The sequence below is a fragment of the Mesorhizobium sp. M8A.F.Ca.ET.207.01.1.1 genome (assembly GCF_004794715.1).
Classification (GTDB): Bacteria; Pseudomonadota; Alphaproteobacteria; order Rhizobiales; family Rhizobiaceae; genus Mesorhizobium.
The window spans coordinates 15,321-31,651 of record NZ_SRUS01000009.1; the positions used below are offsets into that span (position 1 = coordinate 15,321).

The 16,331-nt window shown below is 64.6% G+C and carries 13 protein-coding genes; 6 read left to right on the top strand and 7 right to left on the bottom strand.

What is annotated here, in order from left to right; translation table 11 throughout:
• The first annotated feature begins 47 nt into the window (after positions 1-47).
• The 6 genes from EN850_RS24460 (at position 48) to ugpC (ending at position 6,256) form a co-directional block, all read left to right on the top strand.
• A complete protein-coding gene (locus EN850_RS24460) occupies positions 48-1,286 on the top strand; it encodes an extracellular solute-binding protein (protein ID WP_136092450.1) in 1,239 nt (412 codons plus the stop codon).
• Positions 1,287-1,473: 187 nt separating this feature from the next.
• Complete coding sequence (locus EN850_RS24465) at positions 1,474-2,358, top strand: sugar ABC transporter permease (protein WP_136092451.1); 885 nt, start codon at positions 1,474-1,476, stop codon at positions 2,356-2,358.
• Positions 2,358-3,203 (top strand): carbohydrate ABC transporter permease, encoded by an 846-nt coding sequence (locus EN850_RS24470; protein WP_136092452.1) that lies wholly within the window; start codon positions 2,358-2,360, stop codon positions 3,201-3,203. The genes EN850_RS24465 and EN850_RS24470 overlap by 1 nt, the downstream gene beginning before the upstream one ends.
• Positions 3,200-4,222, top strand: coding sequence for an SIS domain-containing protein (locus EN850_RS24475; protein ID WP_127872021.1), 1,023 nt, complete (start codon positions 3,200-3,202; stop codon positions 4,220-4,222). The genes EN850_RS24470 and EN850_RS24475 overlap by 4 nt, the downstream gene beginning before the upstream one ends.
• On the top strand, positions 4,222-5,160 hold the full coding sequence (locus tag EN850_RS24480; protein WP_136092453.1) for a PfkB family carbohydrate kinase: 939 nt from the start codon (positions 4,222-4,224) through the stop codon (positions 5,158-5,160). The genes EN850_RS24475 and EN850_RS24480 overlap by 1 nt, the downstream gene beginning before the upstream one ends.
• The gene (ugpC, locus tag EN850_RS24485) at positions 5,147-6,256 is read left to right on the top strand and encodes a sn-glycerol-3-phosphate ABC transporter ATP-binding protein UgpC (protein WP_136092454.1); all 1,110 of its coding nucleotides are present in this window, start codon (positions 5,147-5,149) and stop codon (positions 6,254-6,256) included. The genes EN850_RS24480 and ugpC overlap by 14 nt, the downstream gene beginning before the upstream one ends.
• Positions 6,257-6,297: 41 nt before the next feature.
• Here ugpC and EN850_RS24490 read toward each other — a convergent pair whose 3' ends face one another.
• The 7 genes from EN850_RS24490 to EN850_RS24520 form a co-directional block, all read right to left on the bottom strand.
• Entirely contained in the window at positions 6,298-6,996 is a 699-nt protein-coding gene (locus tag EN850_RS24490; RefSeq protein ID WP_136092455.1) for an SDR family oxidoreductase, read from the bottom strand.
• A gap of 1 nt (position 6,997) precedes the next feature.
• A complete protein-coding gene (locus EN850_RS24495) occupies positions 6,998-8,401 on the bottom strand; it encodes a GH1 family beta-glucosidase (protein ID WP_136092456.1) in 1,404 nt (467 codons plus the stop codon).
• Positions 8,382-10,034 carry an amino acid ABC transporter permease gene (locus EN850_RS24500; RefSeq protein ID WP_136092457.1) on the bottom strand — a complete coding sequence of 551 codons (1,653 nt, stop codon included), beginning with the start codon at positions 10,032-10,034 and terminating at the stop codon, positions 8,382-8,384. The genes EN850_RS24495 and EN850_RS24500 overlap by 20 nt, the downstream gene beginning before the upstream one ends.
• 65 nt (positions 10,035-10,099) lie before the next feature.
• Positions 10,100-10,846: a transporter substrate-binding domain-containing protein gene (locus tag EN850_RS24505; protein WP_135863048.1), complete on the bottom strand. Its 747-nt coding sequence runs from the start codon at positions 10,844-10,846 to the stop codon at positions 10,100-10,102.
• A gap of 22 nt (positions 10,847-10,868) precedes the next feature.
• Positions 10,869-11,939, bottom strand: coding sequence for a LacI family transcriptional regulator (locus EN850_RS24510; RefSeq protein ID WP_135918133.1), 1,071 nt, complete (start codon positions 11,937-11,939; stop codon positions 10,869-10,871).
• 198 nt (positions 11,940-12,137) lie between these two features.
• On the bottom strand, positions 12,138-13,145 hold the full coding sequence (locus EN850_RS24515) for an amino acid ABC transporter substrate-binding protein (RefSeq protein ID WP_136092458.1): 1,008 nt from the start codon (positions 13,143-13,145) through the stop codon (positions 12,138-12,140).
• A gap of 115 nt (positions 13,146-13,260) precedes the next feature.
• A complete protein-coding gene (locus EN850_RS24520) occupies positions 13,261-16,317 on the bottom strand; it encodes an aminotransferase class III-fold pyridoxal phosphate-dependent enzyme (RefSeq protein WP_136092459.1) in 3,057 nt (1,018 codons plus the stop codon).
• Positions 16,318-16,331 lie beyond the last annotated feature (14 nt).

A 16,331-nucleotide genomic window follows, 5' to 3' on the forward strand; every position in this document is an offset into this window, starting at 1 on the left:
CAAACGCAGGCACCGCCGACCCGTCAACGCCGGAATGGGAGAAGAAAATGCTTAAGACAATCACCAAGACACTGGTCGGCGCCGTCTTTGCCGGAGGACTGTTCGTCCCCCACGCTTTCGCCGAAACGACGCTCAACGCGCTGTTCATGGCGCAGGCCGCCTACAGCGAGGCCGACGTGCGCGCCATGACGGATGCCTTCACCAAGGCCAATCCGGACGTCAAGGTCAATCTCGAATTCGTCCCCTATGAGGGCCTGCACGACAAGACCGTGCTCGCTCAAGGGTCGGGCGGCGGTTATGACGTCGTCCTGTTCGACGTCATCTGGCCGGCCGAATACGCCACCAACAAGGTGCTGGTCGATGTGTCTTCGAAGATCACCGACGACATGAAGAAGGGCGTGCTGCCGGGCGCCTGGACCACCGTCCAGTATGACGGCAAGTTCTATGGCATGCCCTGGATCCTCGACACCAAATACCTGTTCTACAACAAGGACATCCTTGCAAAGGCCGGCATCAAGACCCCGCCGAAGACCTGGGAAGAACTCGGCGCACAGGCCAAGATGATCCAGGACAAGGGCCTGCTGAAGACGCCGATCGCGTGGAGCTGGTCGCAGGCCGAGGCCGCGATCTGCGACTACACCACGCTGGTCAGCGCCTATGGCGGCGACTTCCTCAAGGACGGCAAGCCTGACTTCCAGAATGGCGGCGGCCTGCTGGCGCTGAAATACATGGTCGACAGCTACAAGTCGGGTCTCACCAATCCCAATTCCAAGGAATTCCTGGAAGAGGACGTTCGCAAGGTCTTCGAAAACGGCGACGCCGCCTTCGCGCTGAACTGGACCTACATGTACAACATGGCCAACGACCCGAAGGACTCGAAGGTGGCCGGCAAGGTCGGCGTCGTGCCGGCGCCGGGCGTTGCCGGCACCAGCGAAGTGTCGGCCGTCAACGGCTCGATGGGCCTCGGCGTCACCGCGGTCTCCAAGCACCCGGACGAGGCCTGGAAGTACATCACCTTCATGACCTCGCAAGCCACGCAGAACCAATACGCCAAGCTCTCTTTGCCGATCTGGGCCTCGTCCTATGACGACCCGGCCGTCACCAAGGGCCAGGAGGAGCTGATCGCCGCCGCCAAGCTCGGTCTGGCAGCCATGTATCCGCGTCCGACCACGCCGAAATACCAGGAACTGTCGACCGCGCTGCAGCAGGCCATCCAGGAATCGCTGCTCGGCACGTCTTCGCCGGAAGATGCCCTGAAGACCGCAGCACAGAACAGCGGCCTCTGAGGCAAGCTAGTCGTTCGATACGGGCGGCACTACAGCGCCGCGTCCCTTATGACGCGTAAAAGACGCTGTAGCACTTCCTATCTTGCGCATGATCCTTTCCGGAAATCGGCCTCCGATTTCCGGGGTCATGCGCGAGTGCCGCCCGTGCTATGTCCAGATCACAGATGAAAGAAGAGAGGCTGCTCTGATGTCGAGCACCTGGATGACGACCCGCGCATGGCTCTTGATGCTGCCTTTGCTCGTGGTCATGGTCGCCGTCATCGGCTGGCCGCTGGTCGACACGGTCGGCCTTTCCTTCACCGACGCCAAGCTGGTGGGCACGGGCGGCGATTTCGTCGGCTTCGACAATTATTACAACATGCTGTCGAGCTCGAATTTCTCGCGCACGCTGGTGACCACGACATTGTTCGCGGTCATCTCTGTTGCCGCCGAAATGGTGATCGGCGTCCTCGCCGCCCTCCTGCTCAACCAAGAATTTCGCGGCCGCGCCGTCCTGCGCGCCCTGATGATCCTGCCCTGGGCATTGCCGACCGTGGTCAACGCCACGCTGTGGCGGCTGATCTACAATCCCGAATATGGCGCGCTCAATGCCGCGCTGACGCAACTGCATCTCATCGACGCCTACCGATCCTGGCTCGGCGAGCCGGGAACGGCGCTGGCGGCCCTGATCGTCGCCGATTGCTGGAAGAATTTTCCGCTGGTGGCGCTGATCGCGCTCGCCGCTCTCCAAGCCGTGCCGCGCGACATCACCGCCGCCTCGCTCGTCGATGGCGCGGGACCTTTCAACCGCTTCCGCTTCGTCATCCTGCCCTATCTCGCCGGGCCGCTGATGGTGGCGCTGGTGCTGCGCACCATCGAGGCCTTCAAGGTTTTCGACATCATCTGGGTGATGACCCGCGGCGGGCCTGCAAACACCACGCGAACGCTCTCGATCCTCGTCTACCAGGAAGCCTTCTCCTTCCAGCGCGCCGGCTCGGGCGCGTCGCTGGCGCTGATCGTCACCTTGCTCGTCACGGTGCTGGCGGTTGCCTATGCGGCGCTGGTGCGAAAGACCGCCGGGAGTGCCGCCTGATGGAACGCAGGAGCCCTGCCTTCACCGTCTTCATTTATGCCTGCGCGCTGCTGCTCGCCGCGATCATCCTGGCGCCCATCGCCTGGCTGTTCATCATGAGCATCTCGCCGGCCGCCGATCTTGCCGCCAAGCCGATGCGCTGGTGGCCGCAGGCAGCCGACTTCTCCCGCTACCGGCAATTGCTGTCGACGGCCGAAAACAGTGCCGGCGCTGCCTTCACCTCATCGCTGCGCAACAGTCTCGAGATCGCAGGCATGGCGACGCTGGCGGCACTCGCCTTGGCCATCCCCGCCGGCTGGGCGGTGTCGCGCACACCAGCGATCGGCTGGTCGCTGTCGATGGTCATCGCCACCTACATGCTACCGCCGGTGGCGCTGGCCGTGCCGCTCTATATGGGCCTGTCGCATCTCGGCCTGCTCAACAATGTCTTCGGCCTGGCGCTGGTTTATCTCACCATCCTGGCGCCCTTCACCACCTGGCTGATGAAATCCGGCTTCGATTCCATCCCGCGCGAGATCGAGGCGGCGGCGATGATCGACGGCGCCGGCCTGTTCCAGACATTGCGCATCATCACATTGCCGCTGGCGGCACCGGTTATGGCGACATCGGCGCTGTTCGCCGTGCTGCTGGCATGGGACGAATTCTTCTACGCGCTGCTGTTCACCTCCGACCAGCGCGCCAAGACCTTGACCGTCGCCATCGCCGATTTGGCCGGCGGCCGTGTTTCCGACTACGGGCTGATCGCCACCGCCGGCGTGCTGGCCGCCTTGCCGCCCGTATTGATCGGCCTTGTCATGCAGCGGGCGCTGATCTCGGGCCTGACCAGCGGCGGTGTGAAAGGATGATGATGACTGCAGATAAAGAACGGCCGGCCGGACTGGTCGCAATCGACCGCGAAATGGCGCGGCAGCATGCGGATGCGATCGCTTCGTTCCGGCAGAACACGGCCGAGGCGAAGAAGGCCGCCGCTTCCATCAAGCGCACCGGTCGTCTGCTCCTGCTTGGCATGGGCGGCTCGCATGCTGTCGGCCGAGCCGTCGAGCCGCTCTATCGCGGGCTCGGCATCGATGCGCTGGCGCTGCCGCTGTCCGAACAGCTTGGCCAGCCACTGCCGCTCACGGGCCGCACCGTAATCGTGACCTCGCAATCCGGCGAAAGCGCCGAGGTCGTCAGATGGTTTTCGCGGGCCGGCGGCAGCTCGGACATTTTCGGCCTGACGCTCGAAGGCGGTTCATTTCTCGCCCGCACTGCGCCTTGCCTGGTCGGCGACGGCGGCACCGAGCTGGCTTTCGCCGCCACACGCAGCCTGACCGTGACCCTGGCCCTGCATCTGGCCATCCTGGCTGCTCTGGGTGAGGATCCGGCCCCTGCCCTTGCCATGCTCGAGGCTCCGCAGGATTGCGACGTCGCCCCCGCGCTCGCAGCACTTGGCAAGGTGGATACGATCGTCACCTCCGGCCGCCGCCTGCAAGGCGTGGCCGAAGCCCTGGCGCTTGGCCTGACCGAACTGTCGCGGCTGCCCTGCTTTTCGCTCGAAGGCGGCCAGTTGCGGCACGGGCCGATGGAGATGCTCGGCCCCAAAATCGGCGTCATACTGTTTCGCGGCAACGACCCCACGTCGGAGCTGGTGACCGCCATGGCCCTTTCAGTGATCGAGGCCGGCGCGCCGCTGGTCATTTTCGACGCGTCCGGGCAAGCGCCTGTCGCCGGTGCCGTCACGCTCTCGTTCAGACCCGCTTCAGGGATGGCCGCTGTCTTCACCATGCTGCCGGTGGCGCAGCGCCTCATGATCGCCTTCGCCGACAGCCGCGTCGACAATGCCGGCACGCCCGTGCGCACCACCAAGATCACCAGGAGCGAGTGATGCGTCCGCTTGCGGTGATCGGCAACGTCAATGTCGACCTGATTGTCGGCCCGGTCGCGCCATGGCCGAAGGCGGGAACCGAGACCGTTGTCGATCATGACGAATTGCGCGTCGGCGGCCAGGCCGGCAACACCGGGCTCGCCTGGCAAGCGCTGGGCGTCGATTTCGCCATTGCCGCCAATGTCGGTGACGACCAGTTCGGCCATTGGCTTCGCGAGGCGTTCGGCGCCCGTGCCGAGAAATGGCCGGTCCGTCCCGAAGGCACGACCTTGTCGGTCGGCATGACCCATCCCGATGGCGAACGGACTTTCTTGACCACGCGCGGCCACCTGCCCCGCTTCAGCCTCGGGGATGTCTTGTCCGTTCTCGACGGCAGCGCGCTCTCCGGCGGCTACGCACTGCTCTCCGGCTCCTTCCTGACCGAGGACCTCACGCGCGACTACAACGCATTTTTCGACTGGGCCGACCGCCACGGCATATCCGTGGCGCTCGACACAGGCTGGCCGATCGATGGCTGGACCGAGGTCAATTGCGCCGCGACAAGGGCGTGGTTGTCGCGCTGCGCGCTGGCGCTGTTCAACGAAGTCGAGACGGTGACCCTGGCGGGATTGCCGAGTCCTGAGGACGCGGCGCGGGAAATCCGATCCAGCATGAGGCAAGGCGCGACCTTCGTCGTCAAGCGTGGGCCGCGGGGCGCCATCGCAATCGGCCCGGACAACACCCTTGTCGAAGCCGCCGCGCCCGATGTCCGTGTCGTCGACACGATCGGCGCCGGCGACGTCTTCAATGCCGCCTTCCTGGCCGCTTTGGCGCAGGAACAGCCGCTGTCCGCGTGCCTCCGCGCCGCGACCTATGTCGCCTCGCGCGCCATTTCCACCTTGCCCCGCAACTATGGCGGGCCGATGCAGTCTAGGGAATCCATGCATGAGCGCGCTTGAAATCCGCGGCATCCGCAAAAGCTACGGCAGTGTCGAAACGCTGAAAGGCATCGACATCGCACTGCAGAGCGGTGAATTCCTGGTGCTGCTCGGCTCGTCCGGCTGTGGAAAGTCGACGCTTCTCAACATCATCGCCGGCCTTGCCGAGGCGACCAGCGGCGATGTGCGGATCGGCGACCGCTCGATCCTCGGCGTCCATCCCAAGAACCGCGATATCGCCATGGTCTTCCAGTCCTACGCGCTCTATCCGAACCTGACCGTGCGCCGCAACATCGGCTTCGGGCTGGAGATGCGCGGCGTCGCCGCTGACGAGCGCGACAGGGCCGTGAACGAAGCGGCGAGACTGCTGCAGATCGAGGCGTTGCTCGACCGCAAGCCGAGCCAGCTTTCCGGTGGTCAGCGCCAGCGCGTCGCCATCGGCCGGGCGCTGGTGCGCAAGCCGCAGGTCTTCCTCTTCGACGAGCCGTTGTCCAATCTCGATGCCAAGCTGCGCCTGGAGATGCGCACCGAATTGAAGCGTCTGCACCAGATGCTGCAGACGACCGTCGTCTACGTTACCCACGACCAGATCGAGGCGATGACGCTGGCCAGCCGCATCGCCGTCATGCGTGACGGCAGGATCGAGCAGCTCGGCACGCCGGAAGAGATCTACAACGAGCCGGCAACACTCTATGTCGCCGGCTTCGTCGGCGCGCCGTCGATGAATATGCTGCAGGCCACCGTCACCGGCGGCAAGCTGGCCATTGCCGAATCCGATGTACGGATCTCCTTGCCGGCACGCTATGCGAACGCGGCTCGTGAAGGCGCACAAATGGTCGTCGGCATCAGGCCGGAAGCGCTTCGTGTGGCGACCGGAGCCGCCACCGACCTGTCATTGCCGGTGGAGATCGAGGTCGTCGAACTGACCGGCCCCGAACTGGTCACGACGGCCAGGATCGGCACGCAGCGGCTGACCGCTTGCCTCCCGCCGCGAGCCCAGGTCGCCAAGGGCGAAAAGCGCAGCCTCACCTTCGACGAGGCCGCGCTTCGCTTGTTCGACCCCTCGACGGGCAAAGCCCTGCCGGCGACGGGTCTCGAACGGACGACGTCCCACTGAGATATCGAGGGCATCGGGCGTAGACAGGCAGCACCATCTGGCTACCACCCGATATGCGTGCCATCGAGGGTCTGGAAGGAGCCGCTATTCTCAATCGTGGCGCTGTCGATCACCATGCGCAGGCCCCGCGCGCTGTCCTCGACAGCCAAGACCGCCTGATCGCCCCCCATGTCAGTCTTCACCCAGCCCGGATGCAGTGACAACACCGTTATCCCGTCGACGCGTAAATCCTGCGCCAGTTGAGCGCTTGCCATGTTGAGCGCTGCCTTCGAGCAACGGTAGGCATAGTCGTCATCGTAATCATCAATCAGTCCCTCGGCCATCGACCCGGCACGGCTGCCGATATTGGCGATGACCCCCATGCGTCCCACGACCAGGTTCGGTCGCAGCGCCCGCGCCAGCAGCAGCGGGCCGAGCGCGTTGGTCCGCATGACCTTCAGGAATTCATCCGGGGCGAAGCTGTGCAGGCCAGGGTTTCCGCTGCGGATGGCGGCATTGTTGACAAGCACATCCAGTGGCCTGCCGGCGAGGCGCGAGGCAAGGTCGGAGATGGAAGCCGTATCCGCGACATCGAGTGGCTGGAACTCGATTCCATCTTCGAAACCTTGGGCCGGACGCATGCGCCCACACGCGATCACGCACCAGCCACGCTGGGCGTATTGCCGTGCCAGTTCGTGGCCCAGCCCGCGCCCGGCGCCCGTTATGAGAACCGTGCGGTCGCCTTGCCCGTCTCCAGCCAAGTCAGGCGCTCTTCGCGACGGGCGCGGTCTCCTGCCGGGCGATCATGGCATAGACGTCGCCGGAATATTTGATGTGGCGCTGCTGCGTCGCGAAATCGACATGGGTGATGCCGAAGGGCGTCGTATAGCCATAGGCCCATTCGAAATTGTCGGTCAGCGTCCAGGCGAAATAGCCGCGCACCGGCACGCCCTCGGCCGCCGCCTTGGCCACCTGCTCGAGATGGTCGACATAATAGGTTGCGCGCAGATCATCCCAGACATGCCCGTCCTTGCCGACGGTTTCCGGCGTCGTGGCGACCCCATTCTCGGAAATGTAGATCGCCGGCGGCGCATAGCGGTCGTTCACGTAGCGCAGGATGTCGTACATGCAGCGCGGCCAGATCTCGTAGTCGACCGCCGAATAAATGCCTTCCGGCTGTACCCGCCGGCAGCTCAGCGGCGCCAGTTCGTCACCCGCCGCGATCACCGAGCGGCGGTAGATGTTGATGCCGAGATAGTCGAGTGGCGCGGCGATGATCTCATTGTCTTGGGAGTGGATCGGCGGCAACAGATCGCCATAGAGCGCCAGCATGTCCTCCGGATACGCACCCTTGAAGACGGCGTCGAGAAACCAGCGGTTCTGGGCGCCGTCGAAGCGCCGTGTCGCGGCGACATCACGCGGCTGGTCGCTGGCGGCCTCCGCGACGTTGAGATCGAAGACGATGCCAACCTGAGCATCCGCCACCTCGGCCCGGATGACCGGAACGGCCAGGCCATGCGCCAGCAAGGCATGATGACTGGCAGCCACGCCGCCCTTCACGCCGTCCCGGAATCCCGGCGCGTCCTCTCCGGTCGCGTGTCCCGACCAGCAGAACGTCCACGGTTCGTTGAGCGTCGTCCATTTCCTGACACGATCGCCGAAGCTGCGGGCGGCAAGCCCGGCATAATCGGCGAAGGCGGCGGCTGTTTCCCGGTTGTACCAGCCGCCACGATCCTGCAGTGCCTGCGGCAGGTCCCAATGGTAGAGCGTTGCATAGGGCTCGATACCGGCTTCGAGCAGATCATCGATCAGCCGGTCATAGAAGGCGATGCCTTTGGTATTGACCTCGCCACGACCTTTGGGAAGAAGCCGCGTCCATGCCAAGGAAAAGCGGTAGGCGCCAAGGCCGAGCGCCTCGAGCACGGCGATATCCTCCTTCCAGCGATGATAGTGGTCGCAGGCGACATCGCCGCTCGAGCCGTCCACGATCGCACCCGGAATGCGGCAGAACCGGTCCCAGATGCTTTCGCCCTTGCCGTCAGCGTGGGGCGCGCCTTCGATCTGATAGGCCGCGGTCGCGGCGCCGAACACGAAGCCCCGGGGAAAGACCAGCCCGGAGGCGCGGGCTTCGAGGGCCCGGCGAGCGTTATCGATGCTTGATGTCATATTTTCTCTCGATGGTGCTGACGAGGCTTGCCGCGGCCAGCGTCAGGAAAATGTAGAAGATGGCGGCTGAGTTGTAGGGCGCGAACGGCAGGAAACTTGCCGACTGGAATTCCCGCATGCGCTGCGTGATGTCGCGGATCGACAGGATCGACAAGAGCGACGTGTCCTTGAGGATGGCGATCAGCTCATTGCCGAGCGGCGGGATGATGATGCGGAAAGCCTGCGGCAGCACGACCAGCCGGGCGGTGCGCCAGCCGTTGAGGCCGAGACTGTGCGCCGCCTCGATCTGGCCCGCCGGGATTGCATTGATGCCGGAGCGGAAGATCTCGGCGAGATAGGCGGAATAGGCGAGCGCCATGGCGGCGATGCCGCGCACCAGGTTCGGCGGATCGACCACGCCCTGCGTCGCGTCCTTGAGCGCTCCGGCGAGCGGCAAGCCGACATAGAGCACGATGACCAGCATCGGGATGCCGCGGATCGTGTCGACGATGAATTCCGACCCGATGGACAGTGGATGCCTGCGGTGGATATGGCCGCCGAAAGTCAGCAGGCCGAGCACGATCGCCAGCACCGCGATCGTGATGCCGAACGCCTTGTCGCGGTCGTTCAACGCCTCCGTTCGCCACAGCACCTGCAGTCCGTCCGCCGCGATCGCGGCCGGAACGAGCGCGGCACTGACATCCGGGATCTTGCCGATCGCGTCGATCGCCTCCCGCGCGCCCCGAAAGGTGCGCAGCGGCACCTCGTTGTTGTCGGGGCCGCCCGGAAATTGCCCATAGCGGACCGCACCGAGTATGCCGGACGGCGTGCCGGACGTGACCGCGACCTTCCCGGCGAGAGAACCGACGAGCACGTAGCTGTCGCGCGGCTGAAGCAGGAGCCACGTTGCGGCGCAAACCATGAGGATGGTTGCCGCGATGCAGGTCAGGTCGGCCCGCCAGCTGTATTTGAGCTTGAGGAGCCCGACCCAGAGCAGCCCCATCATTGCCGCCAGTATGTAGGCCGCGATGGCGGCGCGGATCGTCGTGGCGACACCCGCGGCGAATGCGATATGCGCGAAAAGCAGGATAAAGACCAAGCCCACCCCATTCACCGCCGCAAGCGCCAAGCGCGCAAAACGCTGCATCGGGTTGCCGGTCTCACGACCGGCGCCGATGAAGAACATACCGAGCGCCACGATCGTCACGCCCAGATAGGCGCGCAACAGCATAGCGGCCTGACCGCGCACCATGAGGTCGGCGGCATCCGTCAATCGCCGTGGGGTGACGCCCTGAACCACCAGGTCGGAGGTGAACGGATCGACCGCGTTCGCCACGACCGATGCCGCGAAGGGATGGACCAGGCCGGTTGTCGCGAGCACCACGGTGGTGGCAAGGCTGATCCCGGCGGCAACGACCGCGAGGCGCGGCGATCTGGACGAGGCGCGCGAGAACACAACCACGGCAAGGCCGGCGATAAACGCGACGGCAAGCGCCAGGAAGCCCGGCACGAAGGCCGACGAGCCATTCTCCACGCCGATGATGGCGCGAAGCGAGCGCTGGTAGTTAACCGACGAAGCAAAGAGATAGACGATGAACGGCAACGCCGCGACGATGATCAGATTGCTGGGCCGCAGGCGCATGAGAAGCTGCATCCGGTCCCGTCCTCCCGTTCCCATGGCTCCGGCGCCAGGCGCCGGAGCCGAAGTCCTTCAAGCGGCTATTTTGCGCCCCAGTATTTGGCGATCAGCGCGTCGAGGCTGCCGTCGGCCTTGATCGCCTTCAGCCCTTCATTGAACGCGGCGATGTTCTCGTCGCCCTTGCGGAAGACCAGCCCGAGAGGATCGGACTGGAGATTTCTGATCGGCACGACCAGCTCGCCGGCGAATTCCTTTTCATAGGCGGCGGCATTGGCGCCGTTGATGACAACGCCGTCGACGTCCTTGTTCTTCAGCGCGATGACCGAGGCCGCGAAACTGTCGTAAGCGACCACATTGTCCTTGCCGACAATGCTTTCAGCGACCTGCGCGTCGGTGGTGTTGGCCTGCGCCGAGAGCTTCTTGCCTTTCGCCTTGAAGTCATCGAGGGATAGACCCTCGTCTTCCACCCGCATGAGCACGGCCTGGCTGTTGACGATGTAAGGGTCGGAGAAATCCATCGCCTTCTTGCGTTCGTCGGTGATGGAGACACCGGAGGCGACCAGGTCGAAACTGCCCTGGTCGAGGGCGGCGAAGATGCCGTCCCAGCCGGTGGTGACGAATTCGGCCTTGCAGTTGATCTTGCCGCAGACCGCCTTCAGGACGTCGACGTCGAAGCCGACGATCTGGCCGGTCGCCGTGTCGACGCTTTCCATCGGCGGCGAGGTGGTGTCGGAACCGACCTTCAGAACCTTGCCGCCCAGGTCGGCGGCGCTGGTAGCGCCGGCTGTCAGCAGCGCAAGCGCAAGCCCGATCAGGATTTTCTTCATGCTCTTCCTCCCATTTTGATGGTTAACTGCGGTTTCGCCCGCCTAGATTGTCCGGCTGCCGGCCGATGAGTTCGGGTCTCGACACCAGGGCGAGTTCCGCCGGGTCCTCGCCCGCCATGCGCCGCAGCAGAAACTCGCCGAGCTTGCGGCCGAGAAGCTCGATCGGCTGGTAGAACGTCGTGATCGGCGGAGTGAAATAGGCGCTGACGTTGATGTCGTCATAGGCGATGACGTCGACATCCACCCCGACGCGCCGTTCAAGGCTGCCCAGCGCCGACAGGACGCCGAGCGTGGTGGATTCATTGATGCAGACCAGGGCGGTGGGCGGATTGGGCAGGCCAAGAAGCCTGAGCGCGCTGTCGCGGCCGAAGCGTGTGGACAGGTCGCCGTCGGCCACGAGGTCGATCGACGCGGCAAGACCCGCCTCGTGAAAGGCCCGCGAAAATCCGTCGATCCTGTCCAGGGCATAGGAAAGACGCCGATCCGCGTTGATCAGGGCGATACGCTCATGTCCGCCCGCGATCAGCCGCGCCGTGGCGGTGAACGCCGCCCATTCATTGTCGACATCGACATGGGCGTAGACGAGGGGCTTGCGGCAACGGCCAAGTGACACGAATGGAAAGCCGCTTTCGACCAGCATGTCGATACGGGGATCATCGGCCAGCACGCCGGAAAAGATCAGGCCGTCGGCCGCGCTCTGGTCGACGATGCGGCGGGCGATGTCGAAGGCATCGCCAAAGCTCCGGAAGCCGTGCACGGACAGCTGATAGTCGCTGTCTTCCAGCGCCTGGCTTATGCCGCTCAGGATCTGCGTGTATTCGACACCGTCCCATTCATAGCCGACGGCGGACGTTATCGGCATCAGCACCGCGGCCCGATAGGTCTTGCCTGTCCTCAGCGCCATGCCCCGCGCATTCGCCTGATAGCCCAGTTCCCGCGCGGCGGCGACGATGGCATCCCTTGTCGGCCGCGCGACGACCGGCGATCCCCGCAGCGCCTTGGAAATGGTGGCGATCGAATAGCCGGTGTGGGCGGCCAACGTCTTGATCGTTGGCGAAAACTCTCGGCGTTCGGGTTCTCTGTTCTCTGCCATCAACGGCGACCCATTCCTCAGGTCGGCATCCGTATCATCGGATAAAAACGTTTTCAAGAAGAATAAAAACGTTTTTATCCGACCATCATGGCCAAGAGCGGTGGAGGCGGCAATGCGTCGAGGTCGCGCATCACCCCCCTTTCACATCGGCGAGCATCGCCGGGCGCGGACCTGGGGCACCCGGTTCGCCGGCAGGTGTCAGCGCGCCGGCGGCGCGTACATCAGGCCGCCGGCGTTCCACAGCGCATTGATGCCGCGCGCGATTTTCAGCTGGCTGGACTGGCCGAGATTGCGTTCGAACATCTCGCCGTAATTGCCGACCTTGGCGACGATATTGTAGGCGAATGCGGGGTCGAGCCCGAGCTGTTTGCCATTGTCGCCCTCGACGCCGAGGAACCGGCGGATCGTCGGATTCTGCGACTTCAGCGAGGCTTCCGCATTGGCCTGCGTGATGCCGTCCTCTTCCGCCTCGATCAGCGTAAACAGCGTCCAGCGCACGATGTCGAACCACTTGTCGTCGCCCTTGCGCACGGCTGGGCCGAGCGGCTCCTTCGAGATGATGTCCGGCAGCACCGTGAACGCGGCGGGATCGGTCAGCTTCAGGCGCTGCGCATAGAGCGCCGAGGCGTCCGTGGTGTAGACATCGCAGCGGCCGCTATCGAACGCCTTGATGATGCTGTCGGCGGAATCGATGACGACCGCCTCGTATTTCATCTGGTGCGCGGTGAAGTAGTCGGCGACGTTCTGCTCGGTCGTCGTGCCTTGTTCGGCGCAGATCGTGGCGCCTGAGAGCTTCAGCGCGCTGTCCACGCCGAGGTCCTTGCGCACCATGAAGCCCTGGCCGTCATAATAGGCGGCGCCGACGAAATGGATGCCCATGCCGGTGTCGCGCGACAAGGACCAGGTCGACTGCCGCGACAGAATGTCGACGGTGCCGGCCTGCAGCGCCGTGAAGCGCTCCTTGGTCGACAGCGGCACGTAACTCACCTTGTCGGGGTCGCCGAAGACGGCGGCCGAGACCGCGCGGCAGAAATCGATATCGAAGCCGCTCCATTTGCCCTGGTCGTCGGGCGCCGAAAAGCCCGCGACGCCCTGGCTGACGCCGCAGATGATCGATCCCCTTTGCTTGACGATGTCGAATGTGTCCGCCTTGGCCGGCAAAGTGGCCGATGCGAGCAAGAGCGCGCTGACGATTGCATGTTTCATGGTTTCCTCCCTTGATGAGGCAAAGCCTCTCCTCCCGCCGGCACGTGACGCGCCGGACGTTCCTGAAATCGTTGATCCTGAATTCCGCCCGCGCGCCTCCTTGCGCGGTGTCGTCCTAAGCCAGTTCCGCCAGAACCGCGGCCAACGTCTCATCGAGAACGCCGACCAGATGATCTGCATTGGCCCTGCTGAAGATCATCGGTGGGCGCATCTTCAGCACATTGTCATGCGGCCCTTCGGTGCCGATCAGCACGCCGCGTGCCCGAACCCCGTCGTTGATGCGGCGGGCAAGGGCGGTCGCAGGTTTCTTGCTCTTGCGGTCCTCGACCAGTTCGATACCGAGGAACAGCCCCTGGCCGCGCACGTCGCCGATGATCTCGTAGCGGGCCTGCAGCGCCTTGAAGCGCGCCATGAGATAGTCGCCGATCTCCAGCGCATTGCGCCTCAGCCCGTCGCGCTCGATGACGTCGAGCACCGCGAGCCCGGCCGCGCAGGACACCGGATTGCCGCCGAAGGTGTTGAAATACTCCATGCCGTTGTTGAACGAGGCTGATATCTCCGTGGTCGTCACCACGGCCGCCATCGGGTGGCCGTTGCCGATCGGCTTGCCCATGGTGACGATGTCGGGCGTCACCCCCTGGGTTTCGAAAGCCCACCAATGGCTGCCGACACGGCCAAAGCCTACCTGCACCTCGTCGGCGACGCAGATGCCGCCGGCGGCACGCACCATCGCGTAGACTTCCCTGAGATATCCCTCGGGCAGGAACACCTGGCCGGCGACGCTGGGGATCGATTCCGCCAGGAACAGGCCGGGCGCGCGGCCTTGTCTCGCCATATCGGCGATCTGCTCGGTGACGCTCTCGGCAAACCGCTTTGCATGCTCGCCCTCAGGCCACTCCGCCGGAGCATGGTAACTGTCCGGAATGACCGTTTCGAACACATGCGCCGGGCGCCCCTTGCCGCCTTTGCGCTTGTATTTGTAAGGGCTGAGGTCGATCAGTTCCTGCGTCGTGCCGTGATAGGCCCAGTCGAGCACGATCGCCTCGCTGCGCCCGGTATGGGTCCGCGCCATGCGCAGCATCAGGCTGTTGGCCTCGCTGCCCGAGCAGGCGAAGGACGCCACCGACAGGCCGGCGGGCAGCGTCGCCGTCAGCCGCTCGGCATAGGTGACGATCGCATCGTGCAGATAACGGGTGTTGGTGTTGAGCTTGGCCGCCTGCCTCGCGATCGCCTCGACCACATCGGGATGCGCATGGCCAAGGTGGCAGACATTGTTGAAGCAGTCGAGATAGGCGCGGCCGCGATCGTCGATCAGCCAGGCGCCTTCGCCGCGCACGAACTTGATCGGCTCGGAATAGGAGATGGAGAGATTGGGCAGCAGTGACGCCTTGCGTGCGGCGACGATCTCTGGACGCGACCGGCCGCTCTGGCGGAAGGTTTCGGGCGGAATTCCGGCAAGGTCCGCGGCATCGGGAAACAATTCCTTCCACACGTCGAGATAGCGCTCCTCGCCGACCCCAAGGATGTCGCGCGCGGCAAGGCTCGTATTCGTCGATATCTGGAAATGCAGATGCGGCGCCCAGCCGCCATTTTCCGCCGGCGTACCCATCTCGCCGACAAGCGCGCCGGCTTCAAGCCGGTCGCCGGCCTTCAGCCGCCGCCCAGCCTCATGCGCCATGTGCCCCCACAGCGTGACGAAAGGCGGGCAGCCCGGCGGCACATGCTCCAGCGCCACGAGACAGCCATAGCCGAGCGGATCCTCCTCGATCTCGACGCTCCTGACGGTCGCGGCGAGCGGCGTGTAGAGCCGTGTGCCCGCCGGCATGAAAAGATCGAGGCCGAGATGGTTAGCGCGGCGCGCGCCTTCGACGAAACGCGACTCGAAAATGTCGCTGGTATAGACGGTGCGAGCCTCGCCCCAGGGACCGATGCCGAGCGCGACGCCATGTTCGGCACAATAGGCATCCCACCATTCGGTCGCCTTGTCGGGCTGCTGTGTCGCCGACGTCACCGTCATCGGATTTTGCGGATCGCCATAGGGCACGAGCGCCTTGGCAAGCGTCGCCGGGTGACGGTCGAGGATCGGCAGAAGTTGCGTGCGGTTGGCCGCGATCCAGCCTGTCACGGCGCGCGCTCCGGAGGCGGCTTCGAAGCCGCAGGCATGGCGCAGGATCGCCGTCGCGAAGCGCCGGTTCATCCTGCCCAGACGACGCAACAGCCGCCAGGCCGGTGCTTCCGAGATCGACAGGTAGGGATTGTCGGCTGTGCGGTCCTTGCGTGCCGCCGACAGCGTCACCGAGGTGACGAGACGCATCGCAATGAGATCGAAGAGCAGGTCGAGTTCTTCCTCACGCAATGGATACTCGGCATGGAAGCCGGCGGCGAGACGGGCGGCGGCGCCGATCGGATCCTCTGCATCGAGGATGGCATAGGCGCAGGCGACGGCAACCTCGGCGATGAGCACGCTGTGCAGCGCATCGCCGAAATCGATCAGCCCGGCGACACGCTCGGGCCTTTCGAGATCGACGAGCACGTTCCAGTCATTGGCATCATTGTGAATGACTTGCGTTCGCAATGCCGACAGCCGGGGCGCCACCTCGGCATCGAAATGATCGAGGAACCGCTCTAGCAAGGCGCGGTCCTGTTCGTCGTCAATGTGGTGAAGGCGTTGCCGCGCGGCACCTGCCTGGCGAATGTCCCAGTCGAAAGAGCGCAATGCGCCGGGATGGATGAAGCCTTGCAGGGCACGATCGAGCCGGCCAAGCGCGCCGCCCAGGCTTTCCAGCAGCGCCGGACTGGGCGTGCTCTCGGCCAGCGGCCGTCCGGGAAGCCATGACACCAGGCGCACGGCATGATCTTCGCCGCCCGGCACTTTTGTATGGGCCAGCGAAGCGCCCCGCCCCGTCTTCCTGAGACGCGGCACGGCGAGGTCCGGACTATGGCGCTCCAGATGATCGAACAACGCGGTCTGGAATTCACTTTCGACGAGCGGCTCGCTGGCGTTGACGATCTTCAGGATCCAGAGCGATTGGTCTGGAGCGGTCAGCTTGAAATTCCGGTCGCGTTCGCTGTCGAGCGGTGTGACGCTGCCGGCAATGCCGAAGTGCCGCGTTGCGATATCGACGGCCTCGGTCTGCGAGATTTGAGGCGCTGGGTATGAGACGTTGGTCATCGGGCAATCCGGAT

Bases quoted from the DNA above. Each gene is read 5' to 3' on its own strand.
- EN850_RS24460 (WP_136092450.1), top strand. From the start codon at position 48: ATGCTTAAGACAATCACCAAGACACTGGTCGGCGCCGTCTTTGCCGGA.
- EN850_RS24465 (WP_136092451.1), top strand. From the start codon at position 1,474: ATGTCGAGCACCTGGATGACGACCCGCGCATGGCTCTTGATGCTGCCT.
- EN850_RS24470 (WP_136092452.1), top strand. From the start codon at position 2,358: ATGGAACGCAGGAGCCCTGCCTTCACCGTCTTCATTTATGCCTGCGCG.
- EN850_RS24475 (WP_127872021.1), top strand. From the start codon at position 3,200: ATGATGATGACTGCAGATAAAGAACGGCCGGCCGGACTGGTCGCAATC.
- EN850_RS24480 (WP_136092453.1), top strand. From the start codon at position 4,222: ATGCGTCCGCTTGCGGTGATCGGCAACGTCAATGTCGACCTGATTGTC.
- ugpC (WP_136092454.1), top strand. From the start codon at position 5,147: ATGAGCGCGCTTGAAATCCGCGGCATCCGCAAAAGCTACGGCAGTGTC.
- EN850_RS24495 (WP_136092456.1), bottom strand. From the start codon at position 8,401: ATGACATCAAGCATCGATAACGCTCGCCGGGCCCTCGAAGCCCGCGCC.
- EN850_RS24500 (WP_136092457.1), bottom strand. From the start codon at position 10,034: ATGCAGCTTCTCATGCGCCTGCGGCCCAGCAATCTGATCATCGTCGCG.
- EN850_RS24505 (WP_135863048.1), bottom strand. From the start codon at position 10,846: ATGAAGAAAATCCTGATCGGGCTTGCGCTTGCGCTGCTGACAGCCGGC.
- EN850_RS24510 (WP_135918133.1), bottom strand. From the start codon at position 11,939: ATGGCAGAGAACAGAGAACCCGAACGCCGAGAGTTTTCGCCAACGATC.
- EN850_RS24515 (WP_136092458.1), bottom strand. From the start codon at position 13,145: ATGAAACATGCAATCGTCAGCGCGCTCTTGCTCGCATCGGCCACTTTG.
- EN850_RS24520 (WP_136092459.1), bottom strand. From the start codon at position 16,317: ATGACCAACGTCTCATACCCAGCGCCTCAAATCTCGCAGACCGAGGCC.